Origin of the sequence: Apilactobacillus micheneri (genome assembly GCF_002993975.1) — a bacterium.
Lineage (GTDB): Bacteria > Bacillota > Bacilli > Lactobacillales > Lactobacillaceae > Apilactobacillus > Apilactobacillus micheneri.
The window spans coordinates 40890-61047 of the sequence record NZ_POSO01000002.1; the positions used below are offsets into that span (position 1 = coordinate 40890).

At 31.8% G+C, this 20158-nt stretch carries 13 protein-coding genes; 4 read left to right on the forward strand and 9 right to left on the reverse strand.

Annotation, left to right across the window (positions count from 1 at the left end):
* Nucleotides 1-177: 177 nt before the first annotated feature.
* From C7N41_RS02275 to C7N41_RS02285, 3 genes are all read right to left on the reverse strand, one after another.
* Nucleotides 178-282: a putative holin-like toxin gene (locus C7N41_RS02275; RefSeq protein ID WP_105964125.1), complete on the reverse strand. Its 105-nt coding sequence runs from the start codon at nt 280-282 to the stop codon at nt 178-180.
* Between the two features lie 156 nt (nt 283-438).
* The gene (locus C7N41_RS02280) at nt 439-738 is read right to left on the reverse strand and encodes a type II toxin-antitoxin system mRNA interferase toxin, RelE/StbE family (RefSeq protein WP_105964126.1); all 300 of its coding nucleotides are present in this window, start codon (nt 736-738) and stop codon (nt 439-441) included.
* Nucleotides 735-1004 carry a type II toxin-antitoxin system RelB/DinJ family antitoxin gene (locus tag C7N41_RS02285; RefSeq protein WP_105964127.1) on the reverse strand — a complete coding sequence of 90 codons (270 nt, stop codon included), beginning with the start codon at nt 1002-1004 and terminating at the stop codon, nt 735-737. Before C7N41_RS02285 ends, C7N41_RS02280 begins: the two co-directional genes overlap by 4 nt.
* A 292-nt stretch (nt 1005-1296) precedes the next feature.
* Between C7N41_RS02285 and C7N41_RS02290 the strand changes: the two genes are divergently transcribed.
* On the forward strand, nt 1297-1908 hold the full coding sequence (locus C7N41_RS02290; RefSeq protein ID WP_105964128.1) for a hypothetical protein: 612 nt from the start codon (nt 1297-1299) through the stop codon (nt 1906-1908).
* A gap of 80 nt (nt 1909-1988) precedes the next feature.
* On the opposite strand, the gene C7N41_RS02295 is transcribed toward C7N41_RS02290, so the two are convergent.
* The 4 genes from C7N41_RS02295 to C7N41_RS02310 form a co-directional block, all read right to left on the reverse strand.
* Nucleotides 1989-2474, reverse strand: coding sequence for a protein-export chaperone SecB (locus C7N41_RS02295; RefSeq protein WP_105964129.1), 486 nt, complete (start codon nt 2472-2474; stop codon nt 1989-1991).
* Nucleotides 2475-2819 (reverse strand): hypothetical protein, encoded by a 345-nt coding sequence (locus C7N41_RS02300; RefSeq protein WP_105964130.1) that lies wholly within the window; start codon nt 2817-2819, stop codon nt 2475-2477.
* On the reverse strand, nt 2809-3375 hold the full coding sequence (locus tag C7N41_RS02305) for a hypothetical protein (protein WP_105964131.1): 567 nt from the start codon (nt 3373-3375) through the stop codon (nt 2809-2811). Before C7N41_RS02305 ends, C7N41_RS02300 begins: the two co-directional genes overlap by 11 nt.
* Nucleotides 3376-3474: 99 nt before the next feature.
* Entirely contained in the window at nt 3475-5187 is a 1713-nt protein-coding gene (locus tag C7N41_RS02310; RefSeq protein WP_105964132.1) for a hypothetical protein, read from the reverse strand.
* 163 nt (nt 5188-5350) lie between these two features.
* Here C7N41_RS02310 and rlmD point away from each other — a divergent pair, with 163 nt between their 5' ends.
* From rlmD to C7N41_RS02325, 3 genes are all read left to right on the forward strand, one after another.
* Nucleotides 5351-6754 carry a 23S rRNA (uracil(1939)-C(5))-methyltransferase RlmD gene (gene rlmD, locus C7N41_RS02315; protein ID WP_105964133.1) on the forward strand — a complete coding sequence of 468 codons (1404 nt, stop codon included), beginning with the start codon at nt 5351-5353 and terminating at the stop codon, nt 6752-6754.
* A 65-nt stretch (nt 6755-6819) separates the two neighbouring features.
* Nucleotides 6820-7218, forward strand: coding sequence for a hypothetical protein (locus C7N41_RS02320; RefSeq protein ID WP_105964134.1), 399 nt, complete (start codon nt 6820-6822; stop codon nt 7216-7218).
* 808 nt (nt 7219-8026) lie between these two features.
* Nucleotides 8027-8869 (forward strand): replication initiator protein A, encoded by an 843-nt coding sequence (locus tag C7N41_RS02325; RefSeq protein ID WP_167390226.1) that lies wholly within the window; start codon nt 8027-8029, stop codon nt 8867-8869.
* Nucleotides 8870-8910: 41 nt separating this feature from the next.
* Here the strand turns inward: C7N41_RS02325 and C7N41_RS02330 are convergent, their stop codons facing one another.
* Nucleotides 8911-9192 carry a hypothetical protein gene (locus C7N41_RS02330; RefSeq protein ID WP_181398743.1) on the reverse strand — a complete coding sequence of 94 codons (282 nt, stop codon included), beginning with the start codon at nt 9190-9192 and terminating at the stop codon, nt 8911-8913.
* A 130-nt stretch (nt 9193-9322) separates the two neighbouring features.
* A complete protein-coding gene (locus C7N41_RS02335; protein WP_105964136.1) occupies nt 9323-20008 on the reverse strand; it encodes a DUF5776 domain-containing protein in 10686 nt (3561 codons plus the stop codon).
* Nucleotides 20009-20158: the final 150 nt, after the last annotated feature.

The following is a 20158-nucleotide window of genomic DNA, read 5'->3' on the forward strand; positions in this document are numbered from 1 at the left end:
TTAGTGATTCGTTTTAGAGTATTTAACTGACAAATTAAAACATTTATTATATAATTTATTTGTAAATAAAAAGAAGCCCTGCTGGTACAGGACTTCCGAGTAAAGCCGTTTAAGACGGTGACTACTATAAATTATTAAAAGCTATTAATAATCGCTAGCTCATCACAGCTAAGGCGGTTATTTTTTTTGATTGCTTTTTACAATCTCAACAACTAATGCAATGAGGGCCACAGTAAAGGTGCCGAACATCAACATTAATTGTAAAGCGTCTGCAACAGACACTTTGACTACTCCTTTCTCTAGGATTGATGAATAATACAGTTATAAAACCATACGCACCACTTCCTTTGGAGCAGCCACCGCCTTAACTTCTCTACTAGATATTAGTATACATGAAAATAGTTTTTATATAAAATAGTCATTATATGGGCTTTGTTCCTATTTTAATATTTGGTGATTTCCAGTATTAACAAGCGTTAATATTAATTCATTATTGTTGATTTTGTAAATGATAATCCAATTATCAAAATTGGATCCATAATTACTGTATCTAGAAGGATGGAATTCACGATAATCCTTCCATTTACCACTTAATTTGTGATCTTTAATCTTATTACATACGTTTGTATTATTATTAATAATTGCATTTAAGCATGGTTTAATCACATTTACTGGATAATGTTTTTTCTTTAATCTTTTTAGATTCTTTTTAAAAATACTAGTCGCATTAATAATCATAGATTGTTTATCCAGTTATCTATATCATTAATATTACCTATTTTCTCAGTTTTCCCATTTTCAGCTTCTTTTTTACTTTCTATTGCTTCAGGAGTATCCAAAAAATTAACTAAACTAACTTCATTATTAGCTGCTTTAGCTAAGGCCATTCTTAAATATTCTGAAATAGTAATTCCTTGCTTAGACAAATTTTTCTTAGCTCTGTTATCTATGTCTAAGGTAACACGAGTTGCCACCGTTTTATTTTTAGTTAATGAATTTACCATTAATAACACCTCTTTGTTTAACGATTGTACTACATATATAGGATAATATCTAATAAAAATCCATATTATTGCTGTTAACCCTTAATTATTTTAGTATATCGATATTATATTTTATTAATAACATCTAGCTCATCACAGCTAAGGCGGTTATTTTTTGGACTGTTTTACAATCTCAATAATAAACAAGACAAACATTAAAAAAATATTATTATCTTATAATCTGCTTGTAATTATATAAATTAGATATATAATTATTTTGTAACAAAAATTACATAAGGAGTAGATTTATTTTATGAAAGTTTTAAAGAAACTTATCACTGTTACTGCATGTACCGCAATTATTGGTACAAGTTTATCAATCGCTAATGTTGGTAACAACAATGTTATGACTGTTCATGCCGCTGGTAGAATTCTTACTACTAAGCAATTTAATTCTGATGTCCATGCCCTTTCAATTGCATCTGAAATTGCGGGAAAAGATTCGGGATACTCTAATGATATGAGAACACATCTAGTTGATGGTTATAAAGTTGGTAATGGAATGCAATGGTTTTTAAATGATATTGTTAATGATAATGAATCAAATTACAGTGCTGTCAAATACTTATACCATCATTTCTATAATCGTTTTGATGGAGATACTAAACAAGCATTAAAGGGTTTATATGATCAATCTAATTCACAAAGTGTTGAAAAGTTTGCTAACGGTCTTTCCAATGCTATTTCAGATTGGGCTAACAAGTTCTCATATGTAGGACCATCAAAACAAAGTCGTATCAAAGCTGATAAGAAACGTATTAATGCTGCCAAGAAGAATTTAAGCAAGCATCACACTAAGAAAAACAAGCGTGCATTAAATAGAGCTAAAAACCGTTTAGAAGTGGATAATATTAAATACAAATAATATTCAATTCTAAATGCTTTTTACACACAAAAATACCCACTGGCTAATTTAGTCAGTGGGCATTTTGTTTTAATATTAAATTAATCTTTATTATCTAAATTAAAGTATTCAATCTTACCTTTATCTTTTAATAGTTTGGCAAAATCAACAATTGGTAATACACAAGATGGGAACATATTGGACTTAAGGGTTAATTCTGAAATAAGTGTTCTAACATATGGAAACATTAAATTATTACCATCAGTTGAAAGTTTTTCTTTTAAAGCATTATATTTTTGTTCATCACTAAAGTCACCCTTATTGAAAGAAAATTTAAATGCCCCACTCAAGTCTACACTTAATATAAACGGAGAGTCTTGTCTTTCTAATCCACCTATTTCTGCTTTAATGTTGATTAGCGCTTCATTAGATTTTTTGATAGAAAAATAAATATTAGCTTGAAATTTATTTTCAACTCGTAAATTATTAGCAATAGATTTTTTTAATTTATTATTTCTGCGATATTCAAAAGAATTTACATTATAATTAATAAAATCAATGTAATCAATAGGACTATTGTTAGTCATTTAGACAATGCACCCCGATTTCTCATCAAAACTATAACTATTATTATAGTAATCAAGTTCATTTAATTTACTTGAAATCTCTGAATTTTTGATTGATTTAAATTCTTCTAAAATATCTCTTTTATTAAACACGGAAAAATCTCGAAAGTTATTCCCTTTATAAGAATCATATATATGCTTCTTATAACTATAAGTAGACTTATTTATGTCTTCTATAATTTTAAATTCATTGGAAACATTTTTGAAATTAAAAAATATTTCATTAGTAATTTCATCCATATCTTTTTTAGCTTTGGGAGTTTTCATTAAGTTTTTAAATTCATTTAATGACATATTAGCTTTCATTATAATCAACCTCCTCAATTTCAAATGTATCATAATCAATAATAATATTATCTTTTATACATAACTCTACAGAATTGCTTAATATACTTTTAGGAACAAGAAAGCCAAATTTATTTATAGTTGTACTATAAACTGCTAATATTTTATGATTAAAAAGATTATTTTTATTGGCATACTTTATAAAATAATCAATAGTTATTCCATCTAATTTTTTTGCATAACCAATATTACTATATTTTTTTGATTTATCACGTATATAATCTGTATTTAATTGAATAAATAATTCCAAATAACTTATAATTTTAGGATCAGTTAAGTCTAATATATTATCTTTATATTCATCCTTAATTCGAAATTTACACAAACAAATACTATCATGATGCTTTTTACCCTTTCTTTGAGCAAAATGTAAAGCATTCGTTCTAGAATAAACAAACGAATAAGCTCCTTTTCCTAAAGTTCCAATAGTACGAGAGATATTAAAGTGATTTTGACTTAATATTTTTTGACCATTAGATAGAAAAGTACCATGATAATAATCATAATTATTTATCACTTATAAAACTATCCCCCTAATTATTAAGAGCTATTTATATATTACTATATAAATAGCTCTTAATAAACAATAAAGTTTTTTATAAAAATAAGATTACTTTTAATTTAATACATAGTCACTACGTAGGATTTCTCCACGCCATAACATTAATGCATAAGCATGACCTTCGCCATCGAAGGTTAAACCTTCCCATTCACGATGAGAATTAAAGGCATTATAGTGAACATCTTTCTTAGTTAGCGTACCAGCATTTAATTTATCAACTGGAACTGAAGTTACCATATCGTTCGATACCATGTAGATACGATCAGTCACTGGATTATAAGTTAGATTTTGGTTCCAACTACCAGCCCAGTGAATAACTTGTTTAGCTGGTCTAAAACTAACTTTGTCATTATTCAATGAACCAATGTATAAGCTATATGCTTTCTTTACCCCATTAGGGCCACTATGGACACCAATGTAAGCACGACCTTGTTTATCAAAAGCCAAGGTGTGTAAGCCTAAGTTCTTACCATTGTGCATCAACTTAAAGCTATATTGATGTACTGGTTGTAAGGTATTAGCATCCAATTCAGTAATTTGATTCTTATCATCATTTGAAAAGTCACCTAATTTATCGTCTTGTGCTAAATACAAATGATTATTAGCTGGATTGTATGACATAGTTTGACCATGACCAATATTAATTAATGGACTAGCCTCAACTGAATCAGTTACAGCTTCATATTGTCCTAATAAGGTATTGCCATTTTGAGCTTGGTTAATTTGATTTTGATCATCGTTAATCTTTTGTTTCAACGTATCAACTTTAGCTTTGGACTTGTCAATTTGTTGATAAGTCTTATCACGTAATTGCTTATATTCATGGAAAGTTTGCTTAACTTGAACACGTGCAGCTACCAATTTCTTAACTTTTCTTTGTTCTGACTTACTTAACTTATTAAATTTAATTGATTTAGCTAAGTAGTCTTTTGGATTAGTAGAAATTTTATTGGTTGGCTTTTTATTATCTGGTTTGCGATCATTTCTATCTGATTGTTTTGAATTATCTTTGTCTTTAGCAAGATATTTTTTAATTTGTTTAGCAAATTTCTTCTTGAAATCTGTAGAAACTTTACGATAATTCATTGCCGACTTACTAATAATATCTTTACCGTTAGTAATTTCAGTTTGAGCCTTTTGTAATTGGGCACTACTCTTCTTCATATCTGAACGAGCATCAGCAGTTGCATTGATATAATTTACAAAGTCTTGATTATTTTTACGACCTTGATCTGTATATGGATTAAAGTAACTAAAGATATCTAATAATAGATTTTGATTGCCATTGTCCATCAAGCCCATTTTTTCAAGAGCATCTAATTTAAAACGAATAATTGCTCCTTGGTTAGCACCAGTTCCCATTGATTCCAATAGATAGATACTATTATTAGCCATGACAATGCCTTGATAATTACCATGTTCTTGTGGTGATACATTAAAACCAGTTGGTAAATACCACTTAGTAATCATACTATTGTCATTATTAGTTTCCTCATAAGTATGGAATTCATTAGTGTTTCTAACATGTTTATAATGGCCCCACACTGGTTTAAATTTAGGTAATTTATTACGCATAATTTGCAAATCATTATCGTTATAATTTTGCATCGCATTATCTTGATCAGTGCTTGGAATTGAATTTTTAGGTTCATCCCAATTATGAACAAAAAAATTAGAATCCGCATGGACGCTTGCCATTGGTGCAGCCATTCCACTTATTGAAAGTGCCGCAACTGCAGTTAAAGCAATCTTTGCTAGTTTCTTCATACATATCCCCCTATGTAAAACAATCTTATACCTTCAATTTAAAACTCTTAGACCAAAAATAGCAAGTTTTCTGTCAATAAATTGCTTGCATTTTTTATTTTAGTTTTTTACCATGATATAATCTATATTGTAAGTTAATACGTATTTAGAAAAGGAAAATGATATGAAATACAATAAAAGAAATAATCGCCATAAGTTTGACGATGTCACTGTTGATATTGGTAAACAGTTCAAAATGACTGTTAAACGAATGGGTATTAATGGTGAAGGCATTGGTTTTTACCAACATAAGTTGGTTTTCGTAACTGATGCCTTTCCTGGTGAAAAAGTTGTCGCTGAAGTAACCGAAGTTTACCCTAACTACTTAAAAGCAAAAGCTGTTAAGTGGAACAAAGAATCACCTGATCGTGTGGAACCACGTGATAGCTATGCTGGTAAAGTCGGTGGCTTTGAATTAGAAAATCTTTCTTACCCTGCGCAATTACGTTTTAAACGTGATTTGATCAGGCAAGCGTTAGAAAAGTTCCAACCAATTGGTTATAAAGGATACAAGATTCATTCAACCATGGGTATGGAAGATCCATATGAATATCGTAATAAAGCCCAATTTCCTGTCCGTGAAAAAGATGGCAAAGTGGTTGCTGGTTTATTTAAAGCTGGTACTCATGATGTCGTCGACTTAGAAACTTGTGCGGTTCAATATCCAGAAACTATGACCGTCATGCGTAAAATTGTGTCATTTATTCAAGAGTTAGGCATTCCCGTCTTTAATGAAGAAAATGGTTCTGGAATTATTAAAACCGTCGTTGTCCGTGCTGCTTTAAACACTGATGATGTACAAGTAGTTTTCGTTACTAATACGCCTAAGTTTGTTAAAAAAGGCTTTATGCTAAAGAAGATTAAGGAAGAACTACCTCAAGTTACTTCTGTTATGCAAAATATTAATCCTGGTGATACTTCATTGATCTGGGGTGATAAGACCGTTAATCTAGCTGGTAAAGATTTCATTATTGAAAAAATTAAAGGCCTAAATTTTGAATTATCAGCTCGTGCTTTCTTACAATTAAACTCCATTATGATGCCACGTTTATATGAAGTTGCTGTGTCAGCACTAGAATTAACCGGTAATGAAAATATTGTGGATGCTTATTCCGGAGTGGGAACCATTGGTTTACCACTAGCTAAACGTGCGCAAGAAGTTCGTGGAATGGATACGATTGCTGAAGCTGTTGATGATGCTAATCATAATGCTATTATTAATAAGATTCGTAATGCTCACTACGAAGTTGGTAAAGCTGAAGACTTGCTTCCAGAATGGTTAGCCGAAGGTTTCAAACCGGATGCAATTATCGTTGATCCACCTCGTACTGGATTAGACAACAAATTAATCAAAGCCATTTTAAAGAGTGCACCTGATAAGTTTGTGTATGTTTCATGTAATCCTTCGACTTTGGCAGCTGACTTAGTGCCATTAACCAGAAAGTACAATATCGATTTCATTCAACCAATCGATATGATGCCACAAACGCCTCGTTGTGAGGCAGTAGTTAAATTTACCAAGAAGTAAATTAGAATTTTAACAAAATTAGTGTTAGTGTAGTTCTATCACTTAAAAAAGAAAGTAGGTATAATATGCAAAATCCATTTGGCAACGGAATGATTCCCCTACCTTCTAACGTTATTGTTTTAAAAAAAGGTAACTCCCAAAATGTAAGAATTGGTAAAGTTGGCTTTTCCATTTCTGCTCTATTATTTCATTGGTTACCATCAATCTTAAGATCCGATATGTATAATTTCTTATGTATCTTAGGGGTTGATGCAATTCTTTGGATGGCAGTGAACATGTTCTTACGCCTAGGATTAGGCGTTGACCCTAGTTCTACTTTTACCTACGCTTACATTATTGGTAGTATTATTTGGGGATTAATTTACAATCGTATGTATATTGTTCATTTAATAAAAGACGGATACAAACCAGCTGATAAACGTTCAGCCAATTTGTTGAAAAAAGCCGGTTACATTAAAAAATAAATTTATAAATCATAATCGCATTTTTGGAAAAAATTGAGCACTTTGGTATGTATATTTTTTCAATTATTTAATATTGCGATCTGGTGCGTTAAAATTTATAGATATATCAAGCTGATTATTTGTATTGTATATATAATAAGTTTAACGTTTACACACATACTTATATAAGTATGTAACTCCAAATATTTAATCAATTAGTTCTTAACAAGTATTTATTCGATAAATACTTGTTTTTTTCTGCATAAATATTTTAGATAAGCTATACACTTGTATTAAACGATAAAACAGTTTAACCTTTGTTAAGCACGTTAATTAACGTGTATTGCAATGTTATTGGATATTTCATCTGTATGAATCATTTTAAAACATGACTGTTTAAAATTGATTCATAATAAAAAGTATTTAGTCGGTAAACTAATACTTTTTGTTTCTCTCGTTTATGCCTGTCCCTGAATTATTAATGTATCATGAAGATACATTAGTACATGCATAATACTTAGGTGGTCATTAATTTGACTACCTTTTTATTTACTAAAAATAATTGAATAATGCATAAATTTTTATTTACTCTCTACCATAAAACCGCTATACTTATAAACATACTAAAACATAGAAAAAGAGCGTTGATCGACAATTATTGGAAGTAATTATCGACCAGCTAACAAAGTAACCACACTACTTGTTAACCTTTAACGCTCCTTAGTTATTATATAAGAGCTAAGGAGTTGTTTCAATATATTTTACATATATGAGGGGACAAGTTTATTACTTGTGCCCTCTTTTTCTGTCTAAAAAAGGATAGATGATGATGAAACAATTTATTAAATTTGATGTTGAACTTCGTAACGATGACCGTTTAAACAATGATAGCCGCTTAGCCTATGCTTACTTATATGACCGCATGCAATCTTCAATCAAGCGTCGTGAATTTTTTGATCAAAAAGTTAATGCATATTATGTGATTTATACGGTGGAAGAAATGATCAAAGATTTAGGCGTTAGTCGTAACACTGTAATTAATGTTTACAAGAAATTAGCTGAATTAGGTTATATCATTAAGAAAAAAGTTTTTAATGGCGCCACCCGTTTCTTTTTACCTCATTTTCATGATGATAGTACAGATTCTAAACCCTCTAAAGTTGCTTCTGGCAACTCTAATCATACTAACTCTAAACATAATACAGATAAGACAGCTGTTACAGCAGGCGTTAATATTCATCATCAAAATAAACCAGTGAATATTAGTGAATTTGATTTAATGCAGAATGTTGTGGATGGTTTAAAAGCTAAAGCGGCCTTTGAACCGGAATTAATTAATACCTTAGTAAAGTATTCAGAGAATGCTCATTGCTTATATCAATATGCCCAACTAATTTTTAAGACTAAAAAAGCTTCACTAAAGCGTGCGTTGAAGCACGGTTACAGTGAAGCTAAGAAAGCCTTACATTTTGAAACTAATTGTCATATGCAGACTAATTTAGTTAAAACGATGCGTCATTTAATTGTTCAAACAAAAACTAGTCATAAAATTTATAACAAAACTGCTTATATTGCCCAAGCGTTATATAAGTTTTTTGATGCTGCCGTTTTAGACTATCATGATCGCATGAATATGAATGTAGTTAAGGATTTTAAAATTCCTATTATGTAAAAAAAATAACACTATCATTTTTTGATAGTGTATCTTTTCAATTAGTCAGCATCAGTAGTGTTAACTGTACTATGTCTTGCGATATCAACTTTAATTTCAGCGCCATCGTTCTTAGGTTCCATATCTTCATCATAACTGAAGTCGGCTTCCTTAAAGTATCTCTTCATTTCGTTGTTGATGGTAGATAATTCACGTGTATCTTCCTTTTGACGGGTGATTAGCAAAGTGTATTCTTTGTTGTCTTCATCAGCATTTTCAAAATCATAAACTACATCAACTGTGTTTAAAATTTCTTGAATTAATTGACGTTCTGTCATTTCCATAATTCTATTACCTCTTTATTGCTAATTATTAATACAATTATAGTGTAGTGCTAATTGTTGCAAATGTAAAATTAAGCGGTTCAAAAAAGGAGCTAACTCCCTAATGAAGTTAGCTCCTTTAATGTGTTTATTAACGCAAATGTTCAACAATGGTCTTATTGCTTGAAATATATTTACCATCACCAATATAGAATCTAGTGATACCACCTAATTTTTCAATCCGTTGAACTTTCACGGTTTCACCTTTTTGAACCTTTCTAACTGCATGTTTAGCATCAAAATGCTTACTGTTATAGATATAGGTTCCTTCCGGTTTAATAACCCGAACTTTTTGAATTGGTTTCTTAGTGTCATGACGACGGTAGTAAACATTAGCTACTGACTTGTCATTAGCATTAATCCAACCCAATCCTTTAACTTTATAAACAACTTGGCCAGAAGGTGTGATCTTATAACCTTGAACTCTAAAGACATGGCGATCATAACGTGGTGTCTTATTATATTTCTTAACTCTAGTCTTACGAGTTAAGGCTGCTTTACTATGGCTGTAAATCTTTCTCAAATTATATACATAGTGTGGAAGGTTCTTTCTAACTTCTTCATTGAAGCCCTTCATATAATCTTCTTTATATGCTTTAGATTCATGCTTAAAGCTAGGTAAATGATTATTGGAAGCCGCACGTTTTTCACCGGCTCTAGTAGCCTTATTAGTTTCATCGACATAATCTTTATGCCCAATATTGAAATCTCTTTGATAAGCTTTACGGTAAGATGCATCTAATTTACCCAATAATTTCATGTTAATCTTTCTACCAGATCTACCATTCTTAAAGGCTTCATAACCAATTCTGTAAGCATCATTGCTATTTTTAGCTAATTTCTTACCACTTTTAGCATCATGTAATCCTTTTTGATAGTCTTTAGCAGCTTGATATCCAGCTTTGTATGATGGGTTCTTAGATTCATCCTTATGACCTTTAACCGCTGCATTGAAGCCTCTTTGAGTTTGATCATATGCTTGCTTAAAGGCCTTAATAAATGATTGTGATTTACCAGATAAATCAATCTTGTGGATATTCAATGGAATTCCATTAATAAAGGCCTTTTGCCCAGCTTTTTTACCGGCAGCTGAATCATCTGATTTAGGTGCTGGTAATGCAGGTGCTGGAATATCATTTTGACCTTGCTTAAAGGCATTATCATAAGCAGCTTTATAAGCCATGTCATTGTAATTAGAATCTTGACTAGCAGTTGGATTTTGGCTTCCACCATTTAATCCATTATTGTAGCCATTGTAAGCTCCTTGATAGACATCAATATAAGCTTTTTGATCTGCTGGTGAAATATCACTTGGAACTTGAATAGCTGATGGATTTAACTTGCCATTAGCTTGATTCTTACCATTCTCAGCATCATTAACAGCATTCTTGATTGCTTCATTAGCGGTATTAAAGCCATTAACTACATTTTGATCAGCACTTGGTGCGCTCTTATCACCTTTGGCAGCAGCTTGAACTCCAGATAAAATATTCTTAGCTAAATTCATCCCAGCTTGATATTCAGCCGAATTATTATCAGATCCACCATTAATTGGTGCTTGGCTAGGATTCATAATTGTGTTGTAGCCATTTTCAGCATCCACATTGCCTTGTTTATACAATGCACTAGCAGCATTAGATAAATGATTGTCATTGTTATCAGTACCTGGATTAATAAAGCTATTTTCTCCTTGAACTTTAGCTGCTTGATCGGTGTTATATGCCATATTGTATGCCATCTGATAACTATCACTTTTAGCAGTATTATCAGTTGGTTTGAGTCCCTTCTTAACATCTTGATATGCAGCTACCGCAGCTTGATAAGCTTCTTTAGATGGCTCGTCAACAATATTTGCTGGCATTTTATTATTGTCAGGATCACTTTCATTTTGAGCTGCTTCATACCCAGCTTTACTATCTGTTAGGCCTTTAGCATAAGCTGCATATCTAGAAGTTGGTCCTTTATCAGCATCAGCAGCATAAGGATTATTAGCCGATTTATTAATTAAACCAGCTGCATAACCTTGTTGTTCAGCAAAGCCATTATTATATGCCCGATTGTCCATATTATTATCATTATGGCTGGCATCTGGTTTAGCTTGATTAATTTTATTTAAATCATTAAAGTCATTAGCATTTTGATTAAAGAAGCCGTTAGCTCCAGCTTTTCTGTCTTTTTGCATATTATTATATGCATTATTGTAAGCCATTTGATAATCTGGAGTCTTATCTAAATTACTGGTGTATTGACTACCATCGGCACCATCAGCATAACCTGCCTTAGAGCCATCATAAGTGTCTTGGGCATTTTGATTAGCTTGAGTTCTATTAGCACCATCAGCAGCATCTTGACTTGCATTAGCAACGGCTTGACTAGCAGCACGTCCAGCTTGATAAGCTTTTTGTTCAGGTGAATTATTAGCATAACTATTACTGTGATTAGTAGGATTATTTAATCCATCTTCATAAGCTCTTTGATTATTGTACCCCTGGTTAAAGGATTTAGTGTCTTGATTTGTCACTCCGCTATTGCTTTTAGCACTAGGAACATTAGGATTATCAGTATTAGCATCTGAACCATATTGTCTAGCACCTTGGCTCATCTCATTAGATGCTTCACCATAAGCTTTAGCATAAGCTGATTGATATTTCAAAATATCCTTAGGGTTATTATATGACATATTATTTGAAGGATTTAATGCATCCCCATTTTGGGCATCAGCAAATCCTTGTTGTGCTCCTTTATATGAAGCATCATTATCTTGCTTATCACCATTGGCCGCAGCATTATATGATGAAGTCTTTGCTCCATCATTTTTACCAGCAGCATAAGCATTAATTTGCCCCTGATTATTATAATTTGGAGTTTGACCATTAGGATTACTGAATCCATTATCATAAGCCTTTTGATTATTATAACCTTGCTTATACAATTCATCATTACCAGATGGTTCAAGATTACGATTATTAAATTTATCACTTAGATATTGTTCAGCACCACTAGATGCGACTTTTTCGGCTCTAGCTTTAGCGGCTTGATAAGCTCTAGATGATGAATTAATATCTTCAGGTTGTTGTTTGCCAGTATTAGCACCAGACTGAGCACCCCAATAAGCATCTTTTTCAGCTTGAGGAGCATTAGCTACAGGTTGGTGATCATTTTGAGCATCTGTATATCCGGCATTAGCATTAGTAGCAGCATTCTCTCCAGTGATAGATGCATTAGAATGATTATTTAATTGACCATTGTATGCATCTTTGGCATCTTTAACTCCTTGTGCATGGTTTCTAATATATTCATCATTACTACTCAAATTATCTTCATTAGCTGTATCATCGTTAGCTTTACCAGTTACATAATCATTGGCACCCTTTTGTTGTGCACCTTGTTCATAAGCGTTGTTATAAATAACATCGGATGATTTAGCATCTTTTTGATTATTATAACCGGCTTTAGCAGCTTGATAGGCCTTTTGATAAATTGCATCATTGACTCCATTAGGTGTCTTTGCATTTGCATCAGCATTATTATCAACTGCATCAGTAATTCCATTCTTAGTACCCATACTTTGTGCACGAGCAGCTTCATATAATGATTTATTATTAGCTGGTTGATTATCAGTTGGAGTATCTTTAGCACCATCAATCAAGCCATTCATTGTCTCTTGATATCCTGCCATATCTGAATGAGCATTAGGATCCTTGTTACCTTGATTATAATCAGTAACGGCTTGATTATAACCTTGTTTGATTGCTTTAGCTTGATCAAAACCAGCTTTTTCATTTATATCATCTGCAGGTTCACTACCACCATTCAATGCACTTTGGAAACCAGCTTGGGTATGATCATATGCATCAGCAGCTACTCCAGACAAAGCATCAGTACCATTATTCTTATTTTGACCATTCAAGAAGTTATTTTGGCCAGCTTTAGCATCTGCTTCAGCCTTATTCAAAGTATCATTGTATGCTTTCAAATAGGCTGGTGATTGGCCATTAACTGGTTTGATATTGCTATTGTTACCATCAGCATTTTTAACGGCTTGAATAGCAGCGGCAGCACCATTATAAGCATCTTGTTCTGCTCCATGATTTAATGTTTGAGCATTACTATCATTTTGTTTTGGATCATAAGTGTTAAGCGCTTGGGTAATCCCTTTATTATAATTATTTTGGTCATTCTTACCGTCTTTTTGGCCAATTTTGTATTCTGGAGAATTAGTATCAGCATCTGGTGTTGTTTTATCGGTAATCCCATCGTTATAACCAGTTTGCGCATTTTTTACACCAGTTTGATAGTCATTGTTATTATCTTTGGTTGTATCTTTGCCACTTAGGTAATCATTAGCACCACGTACTTGATTCCCGGCGGCTTGACCAGCATTAAAGGAATCTTTATTTAGATTATCATTCCCATTTTCTTTAATGTCTGGATTATTGGTAACTCCAGCATTATAACCATCAATTACATTTTGATATGCTTTTTCAAATTCACCCTTATCTTGAGCAATTGAATTATCAGCATCTTGACTACCATCATCACTTGGATTAGTTGGACGAGGACTTTGATTAATAATATCTAAAGCTTTTTGACGTCCTAATTCTTGTGAATTAGCAACCACATAAATTGGATTATGATTATGAATATCAGTTTGATTTATATCAGCTGCTTTTAAGGCATCAATCGTATTTTTGTAAGAATCAGCATCAATCCCTGATTGGTTAGTTTGATCTGATACATCAGATTTATTAGTTGCTGCATCATATGCTTTGATAGCTGCATTATAAGATTTTTCTGCTTTCAAACCAGCGTTAAAGCCTTCAAGTTCATTAGCATTCATTGTGCTAGAACTTGTTGTTGGATCATTCAAGGCTTCATTGTAACCAGTTTGTGCCTCAGCATATGCAGCATCATAAACAGATTGGTTAGCAGGTGTTAAATTGGTAGGTTTATTATTACCATTGATAAAGTCATCAGCACCATTATAATGTTGGGCTTCTTTGACAGCTTGATTATATGCTAAGTTGTAGGCAGCATCACCATTAGGTGGTAATACCAAAGCAGAATTACCTTTAGCGTTCTTCATCGCATTAATTGCATCAGCAACCCCTGAATATGTGCCCTTTTTATTATTATTATAATTACTTTGATCAGCACTAGGATTAGCTTCTTGTTCAGCTTTATTGTAATCACTTTTGGCATTAGCACCTACATTCTTACCTTCTTGATATTCTGGCGAATTAATATCAGCACCACTCGTTTTAGTATCAGTAATGCCATCATTGTAACCTGTTTGCGCATTTTTTACACCAGTTTGATAGTCAGCATTTTGATTGCTTGTATCTTTACTATTTAAGTAATCATAAGCCCCAATAGCTTGCTTACCTGCTGCTAAGCCTTCACTATATGCATATTGATTTAATCCAGAGTTAGGATTAGATGAAGCATCAGGATTTTCATAACCAGCTTTATAGCCATCAATCACATTTTGATAAGTTTTTTCAAATGATGCTTTATCTTGAGCACTTGAACTATCAGCATATTGACTACCGTCATCACTTGGGTTATTAGGAAGTGGCGTGGTATTTAAAACACTTAAAGCTTTTTGAAGTCCTAATTCTTGTGAACTAGTTACAACATATGTTGGTTTATTATTATTAGTATCGACTGTATTTGTATCGGCCGCTTTTAGCGCATCAATTGTATCCTTATAAGCATCGGGCTTAGCAACTTGATTATTCACATCACTTACTGATGATTTATCACTTGCATTTTCATATGCCTTAATAGCTTCATCATATGAACTTTCAGCATTTTTACCAGCATTAAAACCAGTAGTTTCATTTTGGTTTTCAGAATCATTTTGGGTTGGTTGTCCATCTAATGCTTCATTATATCCACCCTTAGCATCAGCATATGCTTTATCATATACAGACTGATTAGCAGGTGTTAAGCTCGTTTGTTTAGCTTTGCCTTGAACAAAGTCGTTAGCACCATCATGTGCTTGTGCATCTTGCACTGCTTGATTGTATGCTAAGTTGTATGCAGCATTACCATTAGGAGTAGCAATCTTTTGCTGATTGCCTTCAGCATTTTTCACCGCATTAATCGCATCAGTTACCCCAGAATAGGTACCTTGCTTATTGCCATTATACTTACTACTATCTGATTCTTGTTCAGCATCATTATAGTCGCCCTTAGCCTTTTGACCTTGTGTCTGAGCATTTCTATATTCAGCAGAATTAGTATTAACATTATGACCTGTAGTTTGTTGACCAGTCATCCCATTAACATAGCCAGCCTTAGCATTGTTATAACCTTGATCATAGTTATCTTTATTCACTGGATGAGCATTTGCTTGTTGACCAGCTAAGTAATCTTTAGCTCCACGTGCTGTTTGACCGATTGCATTTCCTTGATTATAGCCACTAGTATAAGCATCATTACTAGATTGATTATTTTGAAGTTTATTAGCTAAGCCATCATTATAACCATCTTTCACAGAATTATAACCATCTACATATGAGGTCGCACTGGATGAGTTTTGAGCATCGCTATTAGATGTATCAATTCCATTAATTGCGGCACCATTATTATTTTGATTAGAATTTTGAGCAGCTTTAGTAGCAGCCATTTGTCCTTGTTTTTGTGCTTTGGCAGCATTATAGATTGTTAAATCAATACCGCTTAAGCCGATGCTTTGATCTGAATGATTATCAGCAGCCTGCATCCCTTTAATTGCATCTTGATAACCTGCTATCGATTCATTATTTTGTTGTACATTAGGGTAATCTTTAAATGCTGTTTGAAAACCACTTTGATATTGATTGGATTTATCAAATGCTGCTTTTTCATCAGGTGTCATTTGACTTGTTGATAAACTATTATCAGATAAACCTTCTTGAAAACCTTTTTGTGCATCCTTATATGCATGATTATAAATATCAGCATTAGCGGTGGTCATATTAGTAGTATCAGGTTCTTTTCCATTAATAACCGTATTAATACCATTATTATTATTGGATTTAGCTGATGACAATGCCGCATTATAAGCAGCTTGATATTTCAAATTACTATCACTATTTTCTGGTAAATTATTAATATCATCTGCATTGCCATCATGGTTATTCATTGCATTGTTAACTGATTTAATTGCATTGCTTACTCCTTCAACAGTACTTTGAGTCGAAGCTGTATTAGGATTATTTTCAGCATTTACATAATTATTGTATTCTTTAACACCAGCATTATTACCAATATCATATCCAGTTGTACTTTGGGATGAATTTCTATTATTTTGGTTTGTAGTATTAGTAGTTAAGCCATCTAAATATCCAGTCTTGGCACTTTGATAGCCTTTATCATAATAACTACCACTAGGATGAGCAGTAGTATCTTCTGAAATACCATTTATATAATCATTAGCACCACTATTTTCACCATTAATTAAAGCATCTTGTTGGGCTTGTTGATATCCTTTAGCAAAAGCATCACCGGTACCATTATCATAAGCATCTGTATAGCCATTTGCTTTTTTATATGCATCAGGATTGGTAACTTGACTGTTAGGATCATAAGCCTTATATCCTTTGATAGTACTGTCATAATTATCGGTGTATTTATTAGTATCCTTATTATATTTATCAATATTCTTTTGTAGATTATTGGGATTATCAACATCATTCAAAGCAGCATTAATTGCATTAGTAATATCACTATTATTATTGGTAGAAAGTTGAACTGGATTATTGGATGCTACCATATGACTTTGGTTATCTGGTATATAGTTTTGAGCATTAATGGTTTGTGTATCATAGTTATCACCATTTACAACAATATTAAGTCCTTGGATACCATATTTAACATTAGCTCCAATAATATCTGGTTTAGTATTAACATTTTTAATAGTTTCGGTAAATTTGATGAATCCATTAGCATCAGCATCACTAGGATTTAGTCTGTTATCATATCCTGAATAATCATCATAACCTTTTTGGTTAGTATTATTAGTATTATTAGTATTATTCTGATTAGATGTATATCCATGGAAATAAATTCCATCGTCTGATTTTAGAACATCTTTTTCAGTAACCTTTAATAATCCTGTCATTGTAGCGGTATGGTTAGTAGCATCATAACTTCCAGATACTGGACCTACGACATAAACACCAGGGGCTTGATATATACCTAGGGTATTGGATTGGTCAGAATTAATTGAGTAATTTGAAGGGTTACGATTACCGCTTGCATCAATATAATTAACAGTATTATCGCTATTAAGTTGATATTTATAGTATAAATTGTTATTTACAGATGATGTTTCAGAATTTAGAGTGCTTCCTGAATAAAGATACTTAATATTATTATTCTTCTTTAAAACAACTCCATCATTTCCTGGATTAATAACATTAACATTCCCATTAATCAAATAAAATGAATTACTACCATTACCACTATTAGATGCATCGGAAGCATCAATAAGCATTTGTCCATTAGCAATATTAATTGTGCTACCAGAAGCGTCTAGAAGCCCACTATTACCATCACTACCACTATTCATATTTTTAACTCTTAGATTAAGTGAACCATTATTAGTTATATCTAATGTACTATTACCAAAAGAAAGAAGCTCACTAGAATCATAGGAAGATCCATTATCTGAAACATTTAATTGTCCACCATCAATACTAACAGTAGAATTATTAGCAGAAATTGCATTCGCATATTGGCTTGATCCGCTTACTGTATCTAAAACAATATTCAATTGTGAACTATTGGCAATGCTTAATTTAGCATTTGATGAAAGACCAATTGAAGCATTATTACTATTACCATCTCCACCACTATTTCTAGCCAATAAATTCATATGGGCTTTGTTTCCGAGTGTTAAATTACCTTCCAATTCAATATTAGGGCCACCTGTTCCAGCAGAAGTAGCACTGAAGAAATTAGCATTTGGAGCAAGGGTTAAATTATTAACATAAAGCCCTTGTTGATTGTCTCCATCAGTACCTACCTCACCGTTAGAAAATGGGGATACATATTCACTAAAACTATTTGCCCCAATATTAGTTGGAAAATCCTGAAAATCATTAACATTACCGCTAATATATACATCATTATTAGTAGATTGAAGCATTTGTGGGCCAACATAATTTATATTGTCAAAATTAATAACACCCTTAGAAGATGATATGGGCCCCCAATAGTTTTGACCATATAAAGTTTTAAAATTTTTCACACTTACTGATGAACTACTTGATGAATTATTAAAACTATAAGAAAATCCTCTAAAATCTGCTAAATGATTTTGACCATTCAACGTAATATTAGTATTAAGAACTGGTGAAGTTCCAGTCTCACCTGAATTACCAGTAGATACATCTGCTAAATTAATATCATTAACTAATCTAATATCATTAACTAGTTTTCCTGAACTAGATGCTGAAGAATTAATTGCACTAGTTGTATATCCAGTGGAATTATTATAACCAGTTATAATTTGATTAAACTGTTTGGCATTATTTGCATATGCAATACCATTTTGAGAATCTTGAACAACATTATTATATGAATCATCATAGTATTGGTTGTTATTGTTAATATCATTTTTCAATCCAATGTAATTTCCATTAAAATCATATTGATTCAATATAGCTTGTTTAGCACCCTCATATGATTGATAATAAGGATCATTGTTATAGTTTCCACTATCATTATTAATAAAACTATCGTAAAAATCTTTAGTTGAAGTTAATTGAGTGTTTGAATTATAAGTACCGTGATCATAATTGGTACCTTGCCATTTACCTGATTTGGCATCTTTAGTTGCCTGGTTAGCAAAGAAATAATTACTTCCATATTTATAAACATCTTGCAAAATTGGATTATAATATTGATTAAGCTTTTCCTTAGATACATTAGACTCTATAACAACTTGACCATTATCCTTCAAATTAATACTAGAATTTTTATAACTGTCTAACTTACTAATATTATCGTTATTGTACTTTCTAGTATCATTCCATGCATGACTTGAGTCATCAGTGTTACCACTATAATTACTATATCCGTCATAACTTGTACCTTGATTTTCAGTATCAGTATTATATTGATTTTGCGCATCATTATAACCTGACTTAGCAGCATTATAGTATTGGTCACTATTAGCATCAGATGCTTGAGAATTGTTTCTATTGTTTACCCCATCTGAAATGGACTGCTGATATTTATTATATAAATTATATCCATCTTTATAGGAAGAATTATCATTTGTTGGATCATTATTACCATTTAGACCAGAATCAAAACCTTTTTGCTCACTTTCATTAATTTGAGGTGTCGTTACCATTCTGCTATTAACAGATTGAAATTTATTAGTATGACCAGCTTGTTGACTAGATTGATTATTATTTTGAACTTGTGTTTTCTGATTATCCTTAATATGTACATCAGTTTTAGGTTGTTGAATATTATTTTTTTCATTATTAACTGATGTGTTATTTTGTTTTTGTTCGTTAGTATCAGATTGTGATTGATCTTGATGAACAGAACTAGAAGCATCTTCATTACTTCCATGTTCTTCTTGAACTGTATTAATTTTACTATTAGTAGTATTAGTTGTATCTGCATGCGCATAGTTTGGGTCGTAAATAGCCACTCCAGCGGCGCCTAACATTGCTAACATTGACAATGAAATTGTTACCCATTGTCTTTTTACTTTATGCAAAACTTTTTTATCTTTAATCTTATTAAATTTGTTTTTATTATATTGCATAATTAGCATCTCCTATCAAACAAATACTTATGTATAAATATAAAACTATACATTACATTTTTACAATAACACTATTCTAAATAATTAATTAGTAATTTGCACAATACTATAAAAAATAAAAAAGAGATAGATAATGTCTTAAAAACATTA